General features: G+C 28.1%; 22 protein-coding genes. 20 read left to right on the forward strand and 2 right to left on the reverse strand.

The genetic code is table 11. The features are described 5' to 3' along the window. Nucleotides 1–131 precede the first annotated feature (131 nt). The 20 genes from lysA to ACAG39_09245 all read left to right on the forward strand — a co-directional run bounded on the left by lysA (nt 132) and on the right by ACAG39_09245 (nt 20656). Nucleotides 132–1430, forward strand: a complete 1299-nt coding sequence (gene lysA / locus ACAG39_09150) for a diaminopimelate decarboxylase (protein MEZ0537400.1) — start codon at nt 132–134, stop codon at nt 1428–1430. Nucleotides 1431–1444: 14 nt separating this feature from the next. Next, on the forward strand, nt 1445–2080 hold the full coding sequence (locus tag ACAG39_09155) for a site-2 protease family protein (protein ID MEZ0537401.1): 636 nt from the start codon (nt 1445–1447) through the stop codon (nt 2078–2080). 13 nt (nt 2081–2093) lie between these two features. Continuing rightward, nucleotides 2094–3074 (forward strand): tryptophan--tRNA ligase, encoded by a 981-nt coding sequence (trpS, locus tag ACAG39_09160; protein ID MEZ0537402.1) that lies wholly within the window; start codon nt 2094–2096, stop codon nt 3072–3074. Next, nucleotides 3071–3769 carry a ScpA family protein gene (locus ACAG39_09165; protein ID MEZ0537403.1) on the forward strand — a complete coding sequence of 233 codons (699 nt, stop codon included), beginning with the start codon at nt 3071–3073 and terminating at the stop codon, nt 3767–3769. The genes trpS and ACAG39_09165 overlap by 4 nt, the downstream gene beginning before the upstream one ends. A gap of 4 nt (nt 3770–3773) precedes the next feature. Continuing rightward, nucleotides 3774–4301, forward strand: a complete 528-nt coding sequence (gene scpB, locus ACAG39_09170; protein ID MEZ0537404.1) for an SMC-Scp complex subunit ScpB — start codon at nt 3774–3776, stop codon at nt 4299–4301. A 61-nt stretch (nt 4302–4362) separates the two neighbouring features. Beyond that, complete coding sequence (locus tag ACAG39_09175; protein MEZ0537405.1) at nt 4363–4947, forward strand: hypothetical protein; 585 nt, start codon at nt 4363–4365, stop codon at nt 4945–4947. Continuing rightward, on the forward strand, nt 4886–5272 hold the full coding sequence (gene ytfJ / locus ACAG39_09180; GenBank protein MEZ0537406.1) for a GerW family sporulation protein: 387 nt from the start codon (nt 4886–4888) through the stop codon (nt 5270–5272). Before ACAG39_09175 ends, ytfJ begins: the two co-directional genes overlap by 62 nt. 61 nt (nt 5273–5333) lie before the next feature. Next, the gene (locus tag ACAG39_09185) at nt 5334–5912 is read left to right on the forward strand and encodes a hypothetical protein (GenBank protein ID MEZ0537407.1); all 579 of its coding nucleotides are present in this window, start codon (nt 5334–5336) and stop codon (nt 5910–5912) included. A gap of 81 nt (nt 5913–5993) precedes the next feature. After that, nucleotides 5994–7679, forward strand: coding sequence for an HD domain-containing phosphohydrolase (locus ACAG39_09190; GenBank protein ID MEZ0537408.1), 1686 nt, complete (start codon nt 5994–5996; stop codon nt 7677–7679). Continuing rightward, nucleotides 7661–8506 carry a helix-turn-helix domain-containing protein gene (locus tag ACAG39_09195; GenBank protein ID MEZ0537409.1) on the forward strand — a complete coding sequence of 282 codons (846 nt, stop codon included), beginning with the start codon at nt 7661–7663 and terminating at the stop codon, nt 8504–8506. The genes ACAG39_09190 and ACAG39_09195 overlap by 19 nt, the downstream gene beginning before the upstream one ends. A 132-nt stretch (nt 8507–8638) precedes the next feature. Next, a complete protein-coding gene (locus ACAG39_09200) occupies nt 8639–8788 on the forward strand; it encodes a hypothetical protein (GenBank protein ID MEZ0537410.1) in 150 nt (49 codons plus the stop codon). 9 nt (nt 8789–8797) lie between these two features. Further along, nucleotides 8798–10183, forward strand: coding sequence for a tetratricopeptide repeat protein (locus ACAG39_09205; GenBank protein ID MEZ0537411.1), 1386 nt, complete (start codon nt 8798–8800; stop codon nt 10181–10183). A 269-nt stretch (nt 10184–10452) separates the two neighbouring features. After that, nucleotides 10453–12393, forward strand: coding sequence for a threonine--tRNA ligase (gene thrS, locus ACAG39_09210; protein MEZ0537412.1), 1941 nt, complete (start codon nt 10453–10455; stop codon nt 12391–12393). Between the two features lie 59 nt (nt 12394–12452). Further along, the gene (locus ACAG39_09215; GenBank protein MEZ0537413.1) at nt 12453–13661 is read left to right on the forward strand and encodes an iron-containing alcohol dehydrogenase; all 1209 of its coding nucleotides are present in this window, start codon (nt 12453–12455) and stop codon (nt 13659–13661) included. Nucleotides 13662–13744: 83 nt separating this feature from the next. Continuing rightward, a complete protein-coding gene (locus ACAG39_09220) occupies nt 13745–14770 on the forward strand; it encodes a chemotaxis response regulator protein-glutamate methylesterase (GenBank protein MEZ0537414.1) in 1026 nt (341 codons plus the stop codon). Nucleotides 14771–14938: 168 nt separating this feature from the next. Next, nucleotides 14939–15745: an ABC transporter substrate-binding protein gene (locus ACAG39_09225; protein ID MEZ0537415.1), complete on the forward strand. Its 807-nt coding sequence runs from the start codon at nt 14939–14941 to the stop codon at nt 15743–15745. A gap of 18 nt (nt 15746–15763) precedes the next feature. Beyond that, nucleotides 15764–16420, forward strand: a complete 657-nt coding sequence (locus tag ACAG39_09230; protein MEZ0537416.1) for an amino acid ABC transporter permease — start codon at nt 15764–15766, stop codon at nt 16418–16420. Next, the gene (locus ACAG39_09235) at nt 16413–17180 is read left to right on the forward strand and encodes an amino acid ABC transporter ATP-binding protein (GenBank protein MEZ0537417.1); all 768 of its coding nucleotides are present in this window, start codon (nt 16413–16415) and stop codon (nt 17178–17180) included. The genes ACAG39_09230 and ACAG39_09235 overlap by 8 nt, the downstream gene beginning before the upstream one ends. A 105-nt stretch (nt 17181–17285) precedes the next feature. Further along, nucleotides 17286–18188, forward strand: a complete 903-nt coding sequence (locus ACAG39_09240) for a DMT family transporter (protein MEZ0537418.1) — start codon at nt 17286–17288, stop codon at nt 18186–18188. Further along, nucleotides 18185–20656, forward strand: a complete 2472-nt coding sequence (locus ACAG39_09245; GenBank protein MEZ0537419.1) for an MBL fold metallo-hydrolase — start codon at nt 18185–18187, stop codon at nt 20654–20656. Before ACAG39_09240 ends, ACAG39_09245 begins: the two co-directional genes overlap by 4 nt. Before the next feature lie 36 nt (nt 20657–20692). Here ACAG39_09245 and ACAG39_09250 read toward each other — a convergent pair whose 3' ends face one another. Together ACAG39_09250 and dapB are read right to left on the reverse strand one after the other, a co-directional pair. Next, complete coding sequence (locus tag ACAG39_09250; protein MEZ0537420.1) at nt 20693–21157, reverse strand: ACT domain-containing protein; 465 nt, start codon at nt 21155–21157, stop codon at nt 20693–20695. Between the two features lie 10 nt (nt 21158–21167). Next, nucleotides 21168–21926: a 4-hydroxy-tetrahydrodipicolinate reductase gene (gene dapB, locus ACAG39_09255; GenBank protein MEZ0537421.1), complete on the reverse strand. Its 759-nt coding sequence runs from the start codon at nt 21924–21926 to the stop codon at nt 21168–21170. Between the last annotated feature and the right edge of the window lie 4 nt (nt 21927–21930).

Genomic DNA, 21930 nt, shown 5'->3' on the forward strand with positions numbered 1-21930 from the left:
TTTGGTATTAATAAATTCAATAAAAATTCTGTTAACAATTGGTTACAATTATATTACAATATATACTTATAAACCTTGATAATATTGATAAAACATGTTACAATATTCAAAAATTTAAGGAGTGAAACAAGATGTTAAGGAATAGATTAGAAGTAAGCAAAAATGGCAATCTTATGTGGGAAAATATAGATTTACTTGAATTGATTGAAGCCTATGGAACACCTTTATATGTTATGAATGAAAATATTATAAGAGAGAATATTAGAGCATATAAAGATTCATTAAATAAACATCTTGGACAAAACTGCAATATCCTTTATGCATCAAAGGCTTTTTGTACAAGGGCTATGTGTCAAATTGCAAAAGAAGAAGGAATAGGCTTGGATGTTGTTTCAGGTGGTGAGTTATATACTGCATTAAGTGTTGGTTTTCCAAGAGATAAGATATTCTTTCATGGGAACAATAAAACATATGATGAATTAGATTTAGCAGTTAATAATGATGTAAATATAGTTGTTGACAACAAAGATGAAATTGATTTACTAACTTTGTTATGCGAAAAATACAACAAAGAGGTTAATATATTAATTCGTATTAAGCCAGGTATTGATGCCCATACACATGACTTTATTAGAACAGGTCAGATAGATTCAAAATTTGGTGTTGCACTCGAAAATGGTGAAGCATTTGAGTTTATAAAAAGTATTAAAGATAAAAAGCATATTAAATTAATAGGCTTACATTGTCATATCGGCTCTCAAATATTTGAAACAGCTCCATTTAAGTTAGCAACAAGAATAATGTTAGAATTTTCTCTTAAAATTAAGAAAGAACTTGGTATTGACATTAAAATGCTTGATTTAGGGGGAGGCTTTGGCATAAAGTATACACCTCAAGATGACCCACCAAGCATTGATAAATTCATAGAAGCAATTTCAGATGAACTAAATACATTCTGTGAACAAAAAGGAATTGAAAAGCCATTTATAATTTTAGAACCAGGAAGATCAATTGTTGGCGAAGCAGGGATTACACTTTATACAATAGGAAGTGTAAAAGAAATTCCCTATGTAAGAACATATGCTTCAGTCGATGGGGGTATGACAGACAACCCACGTTATGCTTTATACCAAGCAAAATACGATGCTATTGTTGTTGAAAAGCCACTTGAAAAGAAAGAAAAGACTTATACAATAGCAGGACATTGCTGCGAATCTGGGGATATTTTAATAAAAGATATTAAGCTGCCAGAATTAAAAGCAGGTATGCATTTAGCAGTATTAGCAACTGGTGCATATAATTATTCAATGTCAAGTAATTACAATAGATTTCCAAAACCCGCAGTTGTTTTTGTAAAAGATGGTAATGTAAAATTAGCTGTAAAAAGGGAAACATATGATGATATAATAAGAAATGATTTAGAAATTTAACTTGGAGGATTTATATGAATATTCCAAATATAACATTAATGCTTTTAAGAATACCAGGGCTTTTGTTTGCAATGGCTATTCATGAAGCTTCCCATGGATATGTTTCATATTTACAAGGTGATGATACACCCAAAAAACAAGGAAGACTTACATTAAATCCAATAGTTCATATAGATATTATTGGTATGATATCTCTTATGCTTTTAGGATTTGGTTGGGCAAAGCCTGTTATGACAGACCCAAGAAACTATAAAAACCCAAAACTTGGAATGGGACTAACAGCTTTAGCAGGTCCTTTAGCAAATATTTTTGGAGCCTTATTATTGGCTATATTATTGAAAGTAAATTATAAATATAATTTTATTCAAAACCAATATTTAAATCTAATAATAGAGCAGGCATTACAATTAAATATCTTTTTTGCAATATTTAATATGCTTCCCATACCGCCTTTAGACGGATCAAAGGTATTATTTATATTTCTCCCAGCAAGTTATATGAACTTTGTTTATAGGTACGAAATGATAGGCCAAATTTTATTAATTGCATGTTTATTTTTAGCTCCATACTTACTTTCATACATTTTAACACCTGGATATCTAATTGTCAGTCATATTATTAATAGTATATTAGGCATATTACCTTTTTGAAAGGATGATTAAATTGAACAGAGTATTATCAGGCACAAGACCAACAGGAATATTACATTTAGGAAACTATTTTGGTGCAATTGAGAATTGGGTAAAACTTCAAGAACAATATGAATGTTTCTTTTTTATAGCTGATTGGCATGCTTTAACAACAGGTTATGAAACATCAAAAGAAAATTTAAGTAGATTTTCAAAAGAAGCTTTAATTGATATAATTGCTTGTGGTTTAGATCCAAATAAATCAACAATTTTTATTCAATCAAAGGTTTCAGAACATGCTGAGTTGCATTTATTGTTTTCTATGCTAACTCCATTATCTTGGCTTTATAGATGTCCAACTTATAAGGACCAAATGCAGCAACTTAAAGAAAAAAACATTGCAACTTATGGATTTTTAGGTTATCCATGCTTGCAAGCGGCTGATATTTTAATTTATAAAGCACAATATGTTCCTGTTGGAGAAGACCAGTTACCACATTTAGAGCTTACACGAGAGATAGCAAGAAGGTTTAACTTTTTATATGGTGAAACATTCCCAGAACCACAACCAATATTAAGTGAAGTTAAAATACTTACAGGAACAGATGGTAGAAAAATGAGTAAAAGCTATGGGAATACTATTGCTTTAAGCGAAGACTTAAATAGCATTAGACAAAAAGTTATGATGATGATAACAGATCCAGCAAGAATAAAGAAGAATGACCCTGGACATCCAGAAGTTTGTACAGTATTTTCATATCATAAAGTTTTTAGTAAAGAGATAGTAAATGAAACTGAAGAATTATGTCAAAAAGGACAAATTGGGTGTGTTGAATGTAAAAAGAGATTATTTGAAAATTTAGCAAAATTCTTAGAACCAATACAAGCAAAGAGAAGACAAATAGAAAGCGATCCAAATTTCTTAGCTGGTGTAATTGAAGAAGGAACAAAAAAAGCTAAAATTGTTGCAAATGAAACATTACAAGAAGCTAAGAACAAGGTAGGATTGATATGAATTTTAATGTTAAACTTCCTAACTTTGAAGGGCCTCTTGATTTATTAATATATCTCATTAAAAAAGAAAAAATAAATATCTATGATATACCAATATCTACTATTACCGACCAGTATATTGAATATATTAACCAAATGGAAAACATCAATATAGATTCAATTTCAGAATTTTTAATTATGGCTTCAACACTTTTAGAAATAAAATCAAAAATGCTTCTTCCAAAAAAAGAAGAACTTGAAGAAGACCCACGAGAAGACCTTGTTGAAAGAATACTTGAATATCAGAAACTTAAAAGTTTTATTAATAAATTTAAGAAAAATTATACTTATAATGATATATATTTTCGTAATTTTACTTTGCAACTTGAAAAGAATAATGATATTAAACTTGATATTAATAAACTATTTCAAGTGTATAGAAATATAAAAAGAGATGCAATAGTGGATAGTCAAGATAATCAAGAAAGTTTAAAAACTATTATTAAAAAAGAAAAAAGATCTGTTTCACAAGTTATTAAGTGGATTTGGGAAAAGATACTTATTAAAGGTTTTATGGATTTCAAAAATATAATTGTAGAATTTACTAAAGAAGAAATTGTTTTAAAATTTTTAGCAATATTAGAATTAAATAGACAGGGCAAGATTTTGATAAGACAGGAAAAACTTTTTGACAATATTAAGATAATCAAGAGGTAATGGAATGGATAATAATAACCTAAATCAAGTTATTGAAAGCATATTATTTATTTCAAACAAGCCTATTAAAACTAATGAATTAGCTGATTTTCTAAAGGTAGATATCGATGAAGTTAGAAAGATTATTGATAATTTAAAAAATGAGTATATTATGAATAATCATGGTTTTAGGATAATTGAGATTGATGAAGGAGTTAGGCTATCAACAGCTCCAGAAATGAGTCAGTACATTAAAGATTTTTTTAAATTAGAAACAAAGCAAAATCCAATTACTCAGGCAGCTTACGAGGTTCTTTCAATAATTGCATTAAATGGACCGATAACAAGACAAGAAATTGAAAAAATTCGTGGAGTAAGTAGTGAGAATATAATTCGTAGCCTATTAGAAAGGAATCTTATAAAGGAATCTGGTAGATTAGATACAATAGGTAAACCACTATTATATGATGTAACAGAACTATTTTACCAATCCTTTGGTATCAGTAATAAAGATGAACTGTTAAAGTTATTTGAAGAGGATGCACACAAATAGAATGTGTATCCTTTTTTATTTTGGAAAGAATATAAAAAAATAAATAATATAATATAAAAAAATGAAAATAATATTTTATATAATAGCTATTTTAATTTTTTTAATAATTGTACTTAAACCCAAAAAAATAATAATTGATATAAGAATACAAGATATTTTTGAAATAAAAGTATATTATTTATTATTCAAGACTAAGATACCTATATACAAGTATAAGCCAAAAAAGACAAATTCAAAAAATATAGAAAATAGTTCAAGAAGCAAAAAAAGCTTTAATTTAAAAAAAATAATAAATATATTAGATACTATTATTACCTTTAAATATTCAATTGGAATTGATATAACCAAAATTGTTATTAAAATTGCATCAAGTGATGTAGCTTTTTTAGCTTTGCTTTCAGGATTATATAATATTTTTTACGGTGTTTTGAAATCACTAAATAAAAGGATTGATTTTATCTATGAAGGCTATTTAATAGGGCTTAATAAAATCTTTATTCAATGCAAAATAACTGTATATCCAGTTTTGATTTTGTTGAAAATGGATAAACTAATAAAAAATATATTTGGTGGTGATGAAAAAAATGGCACATCCCTTAGAAAATCTTATGCAAACTACTATGGAAAATCTCAAAGATATGATTGATGTCAACACTATTGTAGGAGATGCTGTTGAAAGTAAGGATGGAGCTGTTATAATACCAATCTCCAAGGTTTCATTTGGATTTGCTGCAGGTGGAGGTGATATTGCAAACAAGGAAGGGAATAAAAACCAAGATACAACACCTTTATTTGCTGGCGGAACAGGTGCAGGCATTAGTGTTACACCGGTTGCTTTCTTGGTTGTTACTAATAATCAAATAAGGCTCATGACAGTATATCAAAATAACACGGTTGAGAGAATAATTGATATAATTCCAACAATATTAGAAGATATTAAGTGTATATTCAAGAAAGATGACAGTATTTAGCTGTCATCTTTTTAATTTATATTGAATAAACATAATATAAAAACATATTGGAGTGTTGATAATGGAAAGAAGAACATTACCAAAAAGATATATGAAATTAAACAGAAGAAAAATATCAATTACTGGAATATTCAAGGTTACTATTTTACTTTGCATTATCTTATTATCAATATACATAAAATTTTTTGATGGTATTCAAACACAAGGTTATAAGATTTTTAAAACAATTTTCCTAAATGATCAAGTAAATTTAACTGGTTTATATAAAACAATTGATGGCTTATTGAATAAGGAAGAAAAAAAAATTAACAAAAAAGAAGTAAAAAATGAAGAGCATGCAATATTTCCTGCTGAAGGTATCTTAAATAAGAATAGTGATGGTAGCTATTTCATAATAATTAATAAGGAAGCAAATGTAATTTCACCATGTAGTGGAACAATTTTAAGTATTGAAAAGATTGGTGAAGGCTACGATATATTAATAGATGACAATAAAAATATATATTCAATAAAAAATATTTCTATACTATACCAATTAAAGATTGGTGAAAGCATAAGTAAAGGAAAACTTTTAGGTAAAATAAAGCCAAATGCATCAAATCAACAAGGTTTCCTGTATTATAAAGTTATAAATAAATAAAAGTTTGTTGAACTAAAAATTTTTATAATGTAAAATAAAAATATACAAGTATTATTTATTTTATATTACAGGAAGGTAAATATGGGACTAAAAATCAAGATACTTTTATTAGCTTTTATTATCTCAATTTTACCATCACTTACTATAGGAATATATGTAAACAATAGACTAATACCACAATTTGAGAACAACTTCAAAACATATCATATATTAGAACAGCAAGAAATTATTAATAATATTATAAAAAAGACTATTGATGATATTAAACAAGTAAATTCTGATTATGCAATATGGAACGAGATCTATTATTCAATTTATCATGGTGATCTAAAAAGCATAAAGTTTTACTGGTCAAATTGGCTTCCGTATGATCCGTTTGATTATTCTATTGTTCTAGGCATAAATAGGTATGGTGAAGTAATTGATTATTACGGGAAGGATATAAGTTTATCAACTATACTTAATAATCCAACATTTAAAACAGTTTTAAATAAAATACTGGGATATCAAAACAATAGAAATACTATTAAAGATATATTTAATTATGATATTATAAGTGGATTTATTTTTCTTAATAATAAAGTATATGCTTACTCTATCTCTCCTATTTTAGATGATATGAATCTTAGAAAGCCTTCAATAGGTGCTTTTTTTATTGCAAAAGAAATTAATAATAACTTCTTAAAATTAATAAAACCATATATGACTGTACCTATATATTTCATTGCCAAAAATCGAACAATTAATAAAAAAGATAAGGTTGATTATTATTTTATAAAACTTTATGATTATAACAATAATTATATTGGTTCTTTAGTCACTGAATACAAAGAGGAATTTTTGGAAAAAATAAATAAAAATTTTTCAACTCTTTTTGTTTTAATTATTATACTTACTATGATAGCAACCCTTACCTTTTCTGTTTGGCTTGCTTTATACTTATCAAAAGAGTTATACTCGCTTGAAAATTATGCAATTAATCTTTTTTCTTATGTTAATGGTAACGACCAGAATGTAAATAATATTCTTTATGCAAAAAATGTAAATATGTTTAAGAGAGTCAAATTAGTATTAAAAGCGTTATCAAATAATATAGAATTTAACATAAAAAAGATAATTCAAAAAGAAGAAGAATTATCAATACTATATCAAAAAGAAAAAGAGAATTTCAATGGTGCAATTAAGCTATTTATTTCACTTATCGAAATAAAAGACCCATATACAAAAGGACATGCTGAGAGAGTAAGAAATTTAAGTGAGCTTATAGGTCAAAAATTATTACAAAAAGGGTTTAAATTTAATATGTCTGATTTAATAATTGCTGCATATTTACATGATATTGGTAAAATTGCAGTTTCAGAAAGTATTTTAAATAAACAAGGAAGACTTTCGGATTATGAGTTTGAACAGGTAAAAAAACATAGCAGTATAGGATACCAATTACTTGCTAACATTAACTATTTTAATGACATAAAAAGAATAGTTCTCTATCACCATGAAAATATTGATGGTTCAGGTTATCCAGAAGCTATCAAAGGTGATCAAATTCCGTTTGAATCGAAAATAATTGCTGTTGCAGATGTTTTTGATGCATTGACAACGGATAGACCTTACAGAAAAGCTTTTACTATTCAAGAGGCTATTAATATTATGCAAAAAGATATTGGTAAAAAATTTGATAAGAATATATTTGATACATTTATAGAAATTATTAATGATAAAAAATATTTTAATAGAGTTGAAGAAAAATGGAAATTATTAAATTAAAATCACTACTTGCTAATGATGAAGGCCCTAAATTAGATTTTAAGGAGAAAATACAACTCGATACCGAAGGAGAAAAGAAAGAGTTTGTAAAAGATGTTCTTGCAATAGCAAATTCAAAAGGTGGAAGAGGTTATATAATATTTGGTGTTGAAGATAAAACAAAAAAGCTAATTGGAATATCTAAAAATGATATTACCGAAGAAACTATTCAGCAAATTATTTCAAGTAGATGTGAACCACCAGTTTCAATAAAGTTTGAACAATTAACAGTTGACAATAAGCTTATTGGTGTTTTAACAATCTATAAAAGTAATTTAAGGCCACATCAAATGATACAAAATGGTGTTTTTTACATTAGAAGAGGCTCAACTACTGATGTTGCAAGGCGTGATGAGATTGCTACTATGTTACAAGAAAGTGGAATTGTTAATTTTGAACTTTCTATTATCAGAAAGGCAAAGCTAAATGACCTTTGCCCTTCATTAATTATGAAATTTTTCGATAAAAATGGTATAAAAGCAAATTGGGACAACATAATGCTATTAGATAGTTTTGGAATTGTGCAAAAAGATAATGATACTAATTTATACTGTCCGACTTTAGGTGGTTTATTAGTTTTTGGAGAAAGACCAGATATTTTTATTCCTTCAGCATATATTACCGTTAATATTTTTGATAAAATAGAGATAGTTAATGGGAATATATCAACTATGATTAAAAAGATTGATAATTTATTTAAAAATATTTTTAAAGAATCTGAATTAAACTCACTAATTGAGCTAGTAGCAAATGCACTTGTTCATAGAGATTATTATGATATTTCATGAAATATTTCAATTGTAATAGATAATAAATGCTTTGAAATTACAAATCCAGGGAGTTTACTAGACAATTATTATATTTACAAAATTGGTAAAGATAATATTACTAGAAGACGAAATCCATGGATATATCAAAAGATGATTGTTTTAGACGAATTTAAAGTGTTTTTAAATAGTGGGAAAGGTATAAATATTCTAAAAAGAAAATATCCCAATATGAAGGTTCTAAATCTATATAATCAAAATATATTTAAGGTTATTGTTCCAATTAAAAATATACTTAAATGAGGAGTTAATATGAATAAGGGAAAGGTTGTAAATTTATCTCCGTCTCCAAAAAGGTATTTCAAACTAGGTCTAAAGTTATACGAAAAAGGAGATATTGAGCAAGCAATAGAAAAGCTTAAGAAGGCCTATGACTTAGATAAAGATGATGTAGAAATAAAGTTCAATTTGGCAGGCTTATTAGCACAAAAAGGTGAATTTAATGAATCAAATAAAATATTATTTGAACTTATTGATAAAGTTCCTAATTTTTCTGAATCACTATTTGGACTGGGCTGCAACTTTTTCGAAATGGGAAAGCATAATAAGGCTAAAATGTTTTTAAGAAGATTTTTGGTGGAAAACAGTGAAAGTGAATTTATTTATGCAGCTGAAGAATTGATTGACTATATTGAGTCTCAAGAGGAATTTTTAAGAGAGCAAAAAAGAATTGATAAAATTTCTAAATTATTAGAAAAGGGTAATAAAGCCTTAGAAAACTCAAATTTCGAAGAAGCTGTAAAGTATTTCAAATTAATATTGAGTATTGATGATACAATAATGCCTGCAAAAAATAATCTGTCTTTAGCCTATTTTTATTTAGGATTTGTTGATAAGGCAATAAAGATTGCAACTGATATAATTGAAGAGGATAATTTTAATACTTATGCAAACTGTAATTTAGCAGTTTTTTATAAATTTATTGGCTATGATAGTCTTTTTCAAAATCAGTTTATTAAAATATCTAGATTAAAACCTATTGATATAAAAGATAAGGTAAAGCTATTAGATACATTTATAAAATTAAATAAACATGAATTTGTTACAAAAAAGTCACATGAGCTTTTTGAATTAACCGGTGATCCATTTTTTTTACATCTTTTAGCTATTAGTTTGTTTAACCAACGGAAGATATTCAAAGCTCAAAAACTTTGGTCTAAAATAAAAAAAGAAAATCTGCTAAATGATATAAATATTAATTATTTTATTACTAAGATAAAATATACTTTGTTATCATTTAAATTTGAAGAAATTGATTATTATGAAACTGGTTTTAAAAATACCGATGAATTACCACCAGATATTAAATTGAAGGTTGAAAAAGAGGTTAAACAAATTGTAAAAGAATTAAATGAAAATAGATATCAAAAAAGTATAAATATTTTAAATGAAAGTTACAATTTAAATGATAATGATTATGACCAAATTATAAATATTATAAAAAGCTTTCCGTCAAACTATTCAGGGTTAAAAGCTAAGGGATTTGTTGCAGCAATACTCTATCTGTATTTTAATGAGATAAGAAATATTGAATTTCCAAAAGATAAAATTGCTGATTTATTCAATATAAAAATTGCTACTTTAGATAAATGGGTTAGAGAAATTAGGGATATAATAATTAAGAAAGATATTTATTGACTTTAAAAAATTTATTATATACAATAATAAAAAAATATCTTGTGGTATTTGAGGACATGTATAATACTACACCCCTTACAGAGAGTTAAAGCATTAGCTGAGAGCTTTAATATGGAAGGAAGTATTGTATACCACCTCGTGAAATATACCGTTTATTGCTAATTGAGTGATAAATGAGGGTGGAACCGCGGAAGGAAAAGAAAAGTCTTCTTCCGCCCCTTTTGATTAGGGGTGAAGAAGGCTTTATTTTATTTTAAGGAGGTTTTTTTATGAGTATCAATATAACACTTAAAGATGGGAAAGTATTACAATTTGAAAAAGGTGTTAAAGCAATTGATGTTGCAAAAGAAATAAGTATGAGGCTTTACAAAGAAAGCCTAATTTGCAAAATCAACAATCAAGTTAAAGATTTAACAACTGAGATTCACCAAGATGCAGCAGTTGAATTTTTAAATTTTAATGATGAAGAAGGGAAAAAAGCTTTTTGGCATACAACATCTCATGTGTTAGCTCAAGCTGTCAAAAGAATTTTTGGTGATAAAGTAAAACTTGGCATTGGTCCTGCTATTGATAATGGATTTTATTATGACTTTGATGTGGAAGAATCAATAACAATAGACCTTTTATCAAAAATTGAAGAAGAAATGCAAAAGATTATAAAAGAAGATTTAGAAATTGAAAGGATAGAACTTTCAAGAGAAGAAGCAGTAAAACTTATGACTGAAAGAAATGAAACATATAAGGTTGAATTAATAAAGGATATTCCAGAAGGAGAAACAATTTCTTTTTATAAACAAGGAGAGTTTATTGACCTTTGTGCTGGTCCTCATCTTATATCAACTGGCAAGGTTAAAGCCTTTAAGTTGATTTCAGTAGCTGGTGCTTATTGGAGAGGAAACTCCAAAAACAAAATGCTTCAAAGAATTTATGGAATTTCTTTTGAAAAGAAATCAGAGCTTGATGATTATTTAGTAAAGTTGGAAGAAGCTAAAAAGAGAGACCACAATAAAATTGGTAGGGAGCTTGAGATATTTACAACATCAGATGTTGTTGGGCAAGGCTTACCACTTCTTATGCCAAAAGGAGCAAAGATTATTCAACTTCTCCAAAGGTTTATTGAAGATGAAGAAGAAAAAAGAGGCTATCAACTTACAAAAACTCCTTTTATGGCAAAAAGTGACCTTTATAAAATATCAGGGCATTGGGACCATTACAAAGATGGTATGTTTATAATTGAAGATGATGAAAATACATTATTTGCTTTAAGGCCAATGACTTGTCCATTTCAGTATATTATTTATAACTCAAGGCAAAGAAGTTATAGAGAATTACCAATTAGATATTCAGAAACATCAACACTATTTAGAAATGAATCATCAGGTGAAATGCATGGACTTATTAGAGTTCGACAATTTACTTTATCTGATGGCCATATAATTTGTAGGCCTGACCAGATTGAGGAAGAATTTAAAGGAGCTCTTGATTTAATTCAGTATATTATGAAGGTTTTAGGAATTGAAAATGATATATGGTATAGATTCTCAAGATGGGATCCTAATAATAAAGAAAAGTATATTGATAATCCAGAAGCTTGGGAAGTTACAGAAGCAAATATGAAAAACATATTAGATAGATTGGGAATAAATTATAAAGAAGCAAAAGGTGAGGCTGCTTTTTATGGCCCAAAGCTTGATATTCAGTTTAAGAATGTATATGGAAAAGAAGACACAATAATAACTATTCAAATTGACTTTGCATTAGCAGAAAGATTTGATATGACTTATGTTGATAGGGATGGAGAAAAGAAAAGACCAATTATTATTCATCGTTCATCAATAGGCTGTTATGAAAGAACACTTGCAATGCTAATTGAAAAATATGGTGGTGCATTCCCACTATGGCTATCACCAACACAAGTTGTTGTAATTCCAATTTCAGATAACTTTAATGAATATGCATCACATGTTTCTAAAGAACTTAAGAAGTATGGCATAAGAGTTGAAGAAGACTTTAGATCAGAAAAGGTTGGGTATAAAATAAGAGAAGCTCAACTCAAAAAGATACCATACATGGTTATAGTAGGTGAAAAAGAGGTTGAAAACCAAACTGTAGCTATTAGAGATAGGAAAAAAGGAGATTTAGGCTCTATACAATTAGAACAATTTATAAAAATGTTAATTGAAAAGATTAGTGAAAAGAGTATAGATTAAAGAATGGTGGGCCAAATTATCTTAATTTGGCCCATATAAATATATAAGGGGTGATAAGTTTGATTACATGGTTGGAATCAATTGAAGAAATTAATAAATTTTTAAGAGATGAAAATATTTTATTTCTATTTGACAAAAATACATTTAATATATGTGGAAAATTTTTCAAGAATGTAGAAAAACATATAAGAAAACTTATACTTCCTTCAAATATTCATGCAGATGAAAAAAATATTGGAAGGGTCTTTTTTGAGGTTTATGAGTATAATATTAGCTTGATATTTTCAGTAGGAAGTGGAACTCTTACAGACATTGCAAGGTATGTTTCGGCAAAAACTAATATAAAGTTTTTTTCCTTTCCAACAGCCCCATCAATGGATGGATATGCTTCATCAGTCGCTGCATTAACTATAGATGGTATAAAAACTACAGTTCCAGCAAAAGCACCTAATAGAATATTTATATATTTACCAATTTTAAAAGAATCACCCATGGAACTAAAAAGAGCTGGTTTTGGAGATTTGATTGGTAAAATTACTGCACTTTTAGATTGGAGAATATCAAATATTTTATTTGATGAAAAACTTGATGAAGATATTTTTAGTGATATGAAGCAAGCATATCTTGATACACTAAATAGCATAAGTTCAAATGACTTTGAAAAAAATCTGATTGATGGGCTTATAAAATCAGGGTTACTGATGAAAAGAATGGGGAATTCTCGTCCTGCTTCGGGTTCTGAACATCATATTTCACATTATCTTGAATATAAGGGTTATGACAATATATTCCATGGAATAAAAGTGGGTATAGCTACTATAATAATATTAAAGCTATATAATAGTTTTTTACATTTAAGCAAAAATGAAATAAAAAAACAAATAGGATATAATATATCATTAAATGAATGGCAAAAAGAAATACAAAAAGCATATCCTGATAATTATATCGAAATAATTAATGCAAATATTAATAGAATTAAGGTGTACAATGATGAAGGTTTTAGAAAACAAATTATTAACAAAATAATTGAAAAAAAAGATGAAATAGATGATAAAATAAAAGAGTCAATTATTTTGCTTGATAATGTTTATAAAGCATATGAAAAATTAGGTTTTAGTATTGAAAATACAAATATAAAAAGAGAAGATTTAATCAATGCTATTTTATATGCTGATAATATAAGAGATAGATTTACAATACTACAACTTCTTGAATTTCTTGGGTTTTTGAATATTGATTGGCTCGAGGAACATAGAATAATTTAATATGAAACCTGTTTTTGCATATTTATTTTTGGGAAAATATAAATTAAGGTAAACTATAAATTTAATTTTATGGTGATATTTATATGTTTAAGATACTAGTGGTTGATGACTCTGCATTTATGAGACAACTAATTAAGAATATTTTAGAAGAAACAGGTATTTTTGAGGTAACTGTTGCACAAACCCCATTAATTGCTCTTGATAAGATTCAAAAACAGCAGTTTGATGCTATAACTGTTGATTATGAAATGCCATATATGAATGGTATAGAGCTTATAAAGTTAATCAATTTTCAATATAAAAATAGAATTATTATGATAAGTGCATATACCTATCCAGAAACTGCCATTACACTAGAAGCCTTAAATAGTGGTGCTTTTGATTATGTGTTAAAGCCTACAAGTTTTGAACAAACACAACAATTTTCTAATGAGATTGTTGAAAAATTAAAAGCTGTATGTCTAAAAAATAATACAGATGTTATACCTCAGCAGATTCCACAAAATATCAGATCAACATGGGATAGTATTTTAGGAAAGGCAAGAAAAGCTGAGATTGTAGGTATAGGAATATCTACAGGTGGTCCTCCCGCTTTAGAAAGGATATTTATAAATATCCGTAGGGATTTTCATCTGCCTATTTTGATTGTTCAGCATATGCCACCAAATTTTACAAAAGCTCTTGCTGAAAGGCTAAGTGCTTTATCTCAATTATGTATTAAAGAGGCAGAAGATAATGAAGAGATTAATAGGGGATGTGTATATATTGCAAAAGGTGGGTATCACTTAGCTGTAGAAAATAGAAATGGGAAAAAATATACCAAGCTACTAGATACTGAAAAGGTTACAGGGCATAAACCATCTGCAAACGTATTGTTTTCTTCAATAGCTGATGTATATGCAAAAAACTCAATTGGTATAATTATGACCGGTATGGGTGGAGATGGTTCTGATGGTTTACTTGAAATGAGAAATAAAGGGGCTCTTACCATAGCTCAAGATGAAAAAAGTTGTGTAGTTTTTGGTATGCCCAAGGTAGCAATAGATAAAGGAGCTGTCGACATTGTATTGAGTTTAGAAAGTATTATTGAATTTTTAAACTCTATATGAATAAATAATAACAATATTCAAAATACATAATAAAAGCCTATTTTATAGGCTTTTATTTGTTTTTTCAAAGGTTACATAATAAAAAAAATATAAAATTATCTTGATAAATTTTATAATGAGTGTATAATTAAAACGTATAATTATTAAAGTTTTGAAAGGAGAGTTTTTATGAAGAAAAAAATAGTTGCAACATTACTAGTTATGTTAATTGCTATTTCATTATTACTTACAAGTTTTGCTCAAAATAGTTCTAAAAAACTTACAACATTAGACAAAATTAAATCAACAAAGGTTTTCAAAATTGGTATGGACGATACATTTCCACCAATGGAATACAATGATGATAACGGGAATATTGTTGGATTTGACGTTGATATGGGTAAAGAACTTGCAAAAAGGCTTGGTGCAAAAGCACAATTTATTAGTATTGACTGGAATGGTATTCAAACTGGATTAAAAGCAAAAAAATATGATGCAATTATTTCTTGTTTTAGTATAACAGAAGAAAGAAAAAAATCATTTAATTTAACTGATCCATATCTTTATATTAAACAAGTTGTTGCGGTAAAAGCTGGTGATAAATCAATTAAAAAACCAGAAGATTTAAAAGGCAAAAAAATTGCTGTACAAGCTAACACAACAGGTGATAATGCAGTTAAGGAGTTAAAGTTTATAAACTATGAAAAAGATGTAACACAATATGATAGAATCATAGATGCTTTTCATGAGTTAGAACTCGGAAGAAGAAATGCCATTGTTATTGACTCAGTTGTTGCATACTATTATAAAAGAACAAACCCAAAGAAGTTTGATGTAGCAAAGGTTGAACTTCAAAAAGAACCAGTAGGTATAGCAGTTAGAAAAGAAGATAAAGAGCTTTATAATGCAGTTCAAAAAGCATTAAAAGATATGAAGAAAGATGGTACATTAGCAAAGATATCTAAAAAATGGTTTGGTGAAGATATAACAAAGTAACAACTGAGGTGGACGATTTTGAGTGATAATATAATATTAAAATATTTTCCATTATTATTAAAATCAAGTGTTATAACAATTGAACTTACTGCAATTGCTGTTACAGTTGGACTTATTTTTGGTTTGATTGCAGCTTTATTAAGGATATCCAAGGTAAGACCACTTAAATGGATTGGAAGCTTTTATATCTGGCTTTTTAGAGGAACACCACTTCTACTTCAAATATTTTTTATATACTATGGGCTTCCAAGTTTCTTTCCATCGCTTACATTACCAGCTTTTGCAGCAGGTGTTATTGCACTTATTATAAATTCAGGTGCATACACAGCAGAGATTATACGTGCAGCTATTCAGTCAATTGACAAAGGACAATATGAAGCTGCTAAATCACTAGGGATGACATATGGACAAACAATGAGGCTTATAATAATACCACAAACCTATAAAAGATTAATACCGCCAATAGGAAATGAGTTTATTGCACTTTTAAAGGATTCATCACTTGTTTCAGTTATTGGTATGACAGAGCTTATGCGTGCAGCTCAACTTAAAGCATCAGCGACAGGTAGAGATGCTGAGATATATCTATCAGCACTAATGATTTATTTAGCTTTAACAACAATATTTACTGCAATTTTCAATTGGCTTGAAAAAAGGATGGGAAAATATGAGTAATGATAAGATGATAAAAGCCTACAATATAGTAAAATATTTTGGACATAATTTAGTATTGAATAAAGTTTCACTTGATGTTGATAAAGGTGAGGTTGTGGTAGTTATAGGTCCATCTGGTTCAGGTAAAAGTACATTTATAAGATGTCTTAACCATTTAGAAAAGATACATTCAGGATATATAGAAATTGACGGATTTGTAATAGAAGATAAACTAGAGGAAGGGCAACACAAAAAACATAAATCTCATGAAATAGCTAAATTTTGTTCACAAGTGGGGATGGTTTTTCAAAGATTCAACCTTTTCCCACACATGACTGCATTAGAGAATGTAACGGTAGCACCAATAAATGTAAATAAAATGCCAAAAGAAGAGGCCAAAGAACTTGGTATAGAGCTTCTAAAAAAGGTTGGATTAGAAGACAAAGCTAATTCATATCCTTCACAACTTTCAGGCGGTCAACAGCAGAGAGTAGCAATAGCAAGAGCATTAGCTATGAAACCAAAAGTAATGCTTTTTGATGAGCCAACATCGGCACTTGACCCAGAACTTGTTGGTGAGGTTTTAAATGTAATAAAAGAGTTAGCTGATGAAGGTATGACAATGATTATTGTAACTCATGAAATGGGCTTTGCAAAAGAAGTTGCAGATAGGGTTATTTTTATGGATAATGGTGTAATTATTGAAGAAGGAACACCAGATGAGATTTTTAATAATCCAAAGCAAGAAAGAACAAAATCATTTTTACAAAAGATATTGTAAAAGTAATTAAATTCTGATAAATTGAATATATTGAAGTGTATTTGGGCTGCAACATAATTGTTGTAGCCTTAATTTTTGATATTCTTGTTAGAAAGGATTTTGTTTATGACTAAAAGACAACAACATATTGCAGACTTACTATTACTTTTTGTAACATGTGTTTGGGGAGCTTCTTTTATTTTAATGAAACGAACTGTTGAAAGCTTAGCTCCATCACAATACTTAGCAATAAGATTTATTTTGGCTTCAATAATATTATTTATTATATTTTTTAAAAGAATAAAGACTATTAAAAGAAATGAGTTATTATATGGTTTTATAATAGGTATATTTTTATTTTTAGGAATGATTTTACAAGTTATTGGTCTTCAATTTACATATGCTTCAAAGTCAGCTTTTATAACAGGATTAACAGTAGTATTAGTTCCGATTTTTGTAGCAATTATTTTTAGGAAGCTACCTAAAATTAATGTATTTATTGGTGTTATTTTAGCCTTTTTTGGTATTTGGTTATTAAATGGTGCTAAGTTAAATGGTTTTAACTTAGGTGATACATTAACATTTATTTCTGACTTAGCTTTTGTTGCTCAAATTATTGCTATTGATGTATTTACTTCAAAAAAGGATATAAATTCAATTAACACTGCACTAATCCAAATATCAACAGCAGCAGTTTTGTTTACTGCGTTTAGTTTGTTTTTCGAAAGAAAACCACTAAATTTTGGATTATTTAATACAGTTTCAATAATAACAATATTAGTAACAGGTGTTTTAGGAACTGCACTTGCTTTTACAATACAGGTTGTAGTCCAAAAATATACAACACCAACACATACTGCATTAATTTTTTCGGCAGAGCCTGTGTTTGGAGCCATTTTTGCATCTATTATACCTTCTTCAAATGGACAGGTTGAAATTTTAAGCCTTATTTCTTACATTGGTTGTTTTTTAATATTACTTGGCAATTTATCGGCTGAATTTGAATTTAAGTGGAGTGAAAAAAGATGAAAATTACTTTTTTGGGTGGAGCAAATGAAGTTGGGGCATCATCATGTATTATAAATATTTCAAATAAAAACATATTAATAGACTCTGGAATAAGAATGAAAGAAGAAAAACTCCCTAACCTTCAACTACTTAAAGATTATGGTGGAGTTGATTTTGCATTAATATCACATGCTCATATGGACCACATTGGAAGCTTTCCTATTGTAGCACGTGAATATCCCAATGTTTTGTATTATGCAACTCATGCAACTAAAGACTTAATTAAGGTTCTTTTGTATGACAGCATAAAAGTGATGGACCTTTGGGAAGAAGAAATTCCACTGTATGCCGAAAAAAATGTTGAAAATTTCTTAGATTCAATAGTTACTTATTCTTATAATTTCACTTTTGAACCTATTGAAGGTATTAAAATTACCTTTTTTCCTGCAGGGCATATTTTAGGGGCTTCAATGATATTTATTCAAAGCCCTGAAGGTAGTCTACTTTATACAGGTGATTTTTCAATAAGTAAGCAGCTAACTGTTGAAAAAGCAAGTATTCCAAAAATAAAACCAGATGTTGTAATTTGCGAGTCTACATATGGAGATAGAATTCACACAAATAGAACTTTTGAGGAAGAAAGGCTTTTTTTAGCAATACAAAATACAATAAAAAATGGTGGTAAGGTTTTAATTCCAGCTTTTGCAGTAGGTAGAGCTCAAGAGATTATATTAATATTAAAGAACTTTATGAAAAAGAAAAAAGAGAAATTCAATATATTTATTGATGGAATGGTAAAAGATGTAATTAGAATATATGAAAGAAACCCTAATTATATTAGCTCTCGATATTCAAAGCTGCTTCTAAAAGGTGAACAAGTTTTTAGAGGTGATAATGTTCTATTTATAGAAAATAAAAACCAACGTGAAAAGCTTTTATCAACAAATGAACCATGTGTAATTATCTCAAGCTCTGGGATGTTAACTGGAGGTCCTTCAGTTCTTTATGCCAAAAGTATTATATCTAATGAGAAAAACCTAATTGCAATAACTGGCTATCAAGATGAAGAATCTCCTGGAAGAAAACTATTAGAACTTACAGAGGACTTAAGTGAGAAAAAGATTGAATTTGATGGAAATATATATGATGTAAAATGTAAGGTTGATAAATTTGGTCTTTCTGCTCATGCTGACAGAACTGAGATTTTAGGTTTAATGCAGGTATTAAAACCAAAGAATATTATTTTTGTTCATGGGCAGGGAGAAGCAATAAATGAGCTTTCAAATATGGCTATAAAAGAACTTGATGCCTTTGTTTTAATTCCAAATAACTGCGAATTAAATTCAATTCAAGTTGAAAAACCAAGAAAACAACTAACCTATTTTAATGTAAAAAGACTTCAAAAAGATGACCATATTAATAGCTCTAATATTTATGAACTATGGCAATATCTTGTGTCACAAGGTCAAGTAGGTAATCATATAACATCTGAACATGCTATTACAATTTGGAATGGATATAAAGAGATTAATAATGATGAATCAAAACGTGTATTTGATATATTAAAAGAAACACCTTATTTTGAGCAAAATCACAAAAGACCATATTTATTTAAGATTTTATCAATTCAAGAGGTTGAAGAAAAAACAAAGCCTAAACTTATGGAACAGAACACTTTTAGAAATAAGGCTATTGAACTTTTTGAAGAATATGGACTATATAAAGTAAGTTTCGATGTTGCAAACAACTCTGCCACATTATTTTTTAATTATCCTAAGATAGCAGAAGAATTGATGGATAAAATAGAAAAATTACAAAGTGAAAGCCTTTGGGATATAAAAATAAATCAGAATATAAACTTAAATTATGCCAATAAAGAGATAACAGAGTTATGCAATAAATATAATATTGTTCCTTTTAAGATATCTTATAATCCAATTTCACAAATATTTTTAGTAAAGATTGAGAAAGAAAATCCTAACTTAGAAATAATTGCTGATAGATTCTATCAAAAATCAAGGATTAGAATTGAATTTGACTATCCAAAACAGAAACAAGAGATTTTTATAGAACAAAATAGTGATAAGATGGAACAAAACAAGGCATTAACATTAATAGAGATTGAATTTGAAGATAAACCACATAAAATCTACAAAAAGAGCATAAAAAATAACGGTCAATATATTGAGGTAAGCTTTATCTCACCGCAAATTGGAAATAGATACTTAAACCAAATAAAAAAACTACAAGAAAAGACTGGTTGGTCAATTGAAATATCAGAAAGCATAAATCAAAATGAGATATCAAAGATCATCTATGAAATGTTTAATCGGTTTAATATTGTTTTAGCTAAGAATCCAAGCTTTCTACCTCACCAGCTAAAATTTGTCGCATATACTACACAAGAGATTGATGAAGATTTAAAAAGATTAATTGAAGAAGAATTTATTGAAAAAACAGGTTTAAAAATTGACATTATAAAGAAATGAAAAATAAATGAGGCTATCCATCTGGATAGCCCTTTGTTAAACTTCAAATCTACTTTTAATAATCTCAATAGCCTTTTCTTCATCTTTTTGTTCTATCAAGTAGGATATATCAACCTCGCTAGTTGTTACCATTTTAAGTTCTACCCCTGCATCAGCAAGTGCTTGAAAGAGTGATGCAGCAACACCGGGGATATCTCTCATAGCCTCTCCATAAATTGAGAGCTTTAAGAGGTTTGATATGATATCAATACGAAGATTTGGTATATCCTTTTTAAAGTTGCTAAGAGCAATTATAGCCTTAGAAACATTCTCTTCATCCAAACTGAATGAAAGATTGACATTTCCTTTATACGGTGCAGTTTGGCTAATCATATCAATGTTAATATTATTTTTTGCAATTTCATTAAAGATTGAAGCAATCAAATTAATATTATTAGGAACATTATCAAGTGTTATCATAGCAACATTTGGATAAATATTAAGATTAGTAATAGGCTTCAAAAATAACACCTCACATATAATTAATTAAGTCGCTCATATTATATATACCCGCTTTTTGTTTAGTAATAAACTTTGAAGCGTTTAAAGCACCATAAGCAAAGATTTCCTTTGACATTGCTGTATGTTTTATCTCGATAATTTCATCTTGTCCAGCGAAAATAACACTATGCTCACCAACAATAGTTCCGCCTCTGATTGAATGAATACCTATTTCAGAAACATTTCTTTTTTTTCTCTTATTATGTCTATCATAGATATATTCAAAGCTATTATTTGCAACCTCATTTATTGCATCAGCAAGCATAAGTGCTGTACCTGATGGTGCATCTATTTTTTGGTTGTGGTGTTTTTCAATTATTTCAATGTCAAAACTTTTGCCTAAGGTTTTATATGCCTTTTGAATAAGATTCATAACTAAATTTACACCTAATGACATATTATAAGACCAAAAAACTGGTATATGTTTTGAAGCCTCAATTATTTTTTCCTTTTGTTCAGAACTAAATCCAGTTGTTGCAACAACTATAGGTTTTTTCATTTTAACTGCATAATCTAATACCCTTAGGGTTGCCTCTGGTATAGAAAAGTCTATTATACAGTCAAAATCAATGTTTATTTGGTCACAATTAGAAAATACTGGGTAATCAAAATTCCTTGTTTCATTAATATCAAGACCTGCAACAATTTTTATATCTTCAAAGTTTAATGCAGCAGTTGAAACAACTTTACCCATTTTTCCATTACAACCGTTTAGTAATACTTTTAACATTGGT

The sequence above is a fragment of the Caldicellulosiruptoraceae bacterium PP1 genome (assembly GCA_041320695.1).
In the GTDB taxonomy this organism is placed as follows: Bacteria; Bacillota; Thermoanaerobacteria; order Caldicellulosiruptorales; family Caldicellulosiruptoraceae; genus JBGGOQ01.